This is a genomic window from Arthrobacter sp. (assembly GCF_030540645.1).
GTDB lineage: Bacteria > Actinomycetota > Actinomycetes > Actinomycetales > Micrococcaceae > Specibacter.
In genome coordinates this window covers 24,017-26,337 of record NZ_JAUNVV010000044.1, presented here as the reverse complement: position 1 = coordinate 26,337, position 2,321 = coordinate 24,017, and the positions used below count along the sequence as shown (strand labels likewise).

The 2,321-nt window shown below is 63.5% G+C and carries 1 protein-coding gene; it reads left to right on the top strand.

Going from position 1 to position 2,321, the window contains the following annotated elements; all coding sequences use genetic code 11:
- The coding region (locus tag Q4P21_RS09790) for a fibronectin type III domain-containing protein (RefSeq protein ID WP_303388588.1) at nt 1-2,321 on the top strand (2,321 nt) is incomplete at both ends.

Here is a 2,321-nt window from a genome sequence, read left to right as displayed (position 1 = left end):
AAGGCCACCGGCAACATCCGCATGACCGTCACCGAGGACGCGCCGCTGAAGGCACCGATCGCCCGTGACGACCGTGTCACTGTCAAGCAGATGCTGGGCAAGAACACCGTTGACGTCCCGGTGCTGGAAAACGATGCCGACCCCGACGGAGTGACGGACGCTTTGAGCGTCACCGTTCAGTCCGCACCGGGCATGCCCGCAACGAGCGCGTCCGTGCTTTCAACCGGTGCGGTGCGCGTGGTGCTGGAAGCCGGGGAACAGATGGTTCCCTACACTGTCACTGACCAGGACGGTTTGAGCGCCACCGCCGTGATTTGGGTGCCCGGCCTGGACAAGCAGTACCCCGTGCTCAAGAGCAACAAGGTGATCCGGTTGACGGCAGGGGAGTCGGCCACCATGAACCTTGCCGACTATGTGCAGGTTCGGGAAGGGCGCAAGCCGCGCCTGACCGAAGCGGCCAAGATTTCCTTGTTGGGCGCCGCCAATGACGACGTCATTGTCGGCGACGGTGCAGGGATCAAGTACAACGCGGACATCAAGTTCTACGGGCCCGGCTCCATCACCTTTGAAGTCACCGACGGCACCGGCCCGGATGATCCGGCAGGCTTGAAGTCGACCCTGACGGTCATGACGCTCGTGGACCCCGCCCCCGTTGAGGAAAAGGCGAAGGACCCGGAGAAGAAGGAAGAAAAGAAGGAAGAGGAGAAGAAGAAAAACACCCCTCCCACGTTCACCGGCTCCACCCTTGATGTGGCGCAGCAGGAAACCGCCACCTTGGATGTTGGCCCGCTGGCCTTTGACATCGATCCGGGAGATAAGGACAAGTTCAAGTTCTCCATGGCAGGGGGTGCACCGGGCGGCTTCAATGCCGACCTCAAGGGCACCGTCCTGACCGTTTCGCTCAAGGACGGCACCAAGGTGGGCACCTCCGGCACCCTCCAACTGCAGGTCAGCGACGGCAGCAACGATCCCGTGGCGGCTGCCATCGTCATGAACGCCACCTCTTCCTCGAAGCCGCTGGCCGTGGCCAATGAAGACATTGTCAAGGACGCCCATGCCGGCCGTGCAGAGGTCATCAAGGTGCTGGGCAACGACGTGAACCCGTTCCCGGACACCCCGTTGAAGGTGGTGGACACGAACATTGAAACCGGTAGCAAGGGCATTGTCGTCACGCACGTGGCCGACGCCGTCACCGTGAACACCGATCCCGACTACAAGGGCACCGTGGTGGTCCGCTACACCGTGGCGGACAAGACCAATGACAAGGACAGGTACGCCAACGGGCGCATCCGCATCACTGTCAAGGGCAAGCCGGACGCCCCCACGAAGCCGCAGATCGTGGAGGAAAAGGACAAGGCGGTCCTGCTCACCTGGGATCCGCCGGCAGACAATGGCGCACCCATCACGAAGTACACCGTGGCGTGGGCAGGCGGCACGCAGGATTGCGGCACCAACACGTGCACCATCACGGGCCTGAAGAATGCGCAGGCCTACAAGTTCACGGTCACTGCTACGAACGACGTCGGAACCTCCGCGCCGTCGCCGTCCTCGGTCACTGCCACACCGGACCGCATCCCGGACGCACCTGCCGCCCCGAAGGGCACCTTTGGCGACAAAAAGGTGGAGCTGAGCTGGGTCACCCCGGTGGGCGAGTTCTCCGCCGTCACGAAGTTCAATGTGGAGATTTCCCCGGCCCCGGCCGGACAGAATGGCCAAAAGGCGGGCGTCACCGGCAACACCCTCACATGGACGGGGCTGGCCAACGGCACCGACTACCAATTCAGGGTCCAGGCCATCAACAATGCCCCCAACCCTTCTGATTGGGGTGCATATTCCGCGACGGTGACGCCGGCGGGTTTGCCGTCGGCTCCGGCTGCGCCGAGCGTGACCACGGCGCCGGCTGTCGGCTCCAACAGCCAGGTCAGTGTGAGCTGGGCTGAGCCGTTTATCAATGGCGCACCCATCACCAGCTATGAAGTGGAGCGCAGTGGCGGCGGTCAGGCCGCTGTCACTCAGGTGGTCAGTGGAACCAGTGCGGCCTTCTCCGTGGGGACGTCCACGGTTGGCTACCAGTACCGTGTTCGCGCAACGAACAAGGCCGGGGCAGGCACCTATGGAGCCCAGTCGGCTCCGCAGCGCGCGTTGGGCAAGATCAACGCAATTGTGAGTCCTCCGGGGATCGCCCTGGTGGGCACTTCCGGTGCCGGTGGGGCGGTCACCGTCACGTACACGCCGCTGGGCACCGCTCAGCTCAATGGCTATTCCGCCGGTGAAGTGCAGTACTGCGTCAAGCTGTCCACGGCAGGTGAAACCTGTGGGGT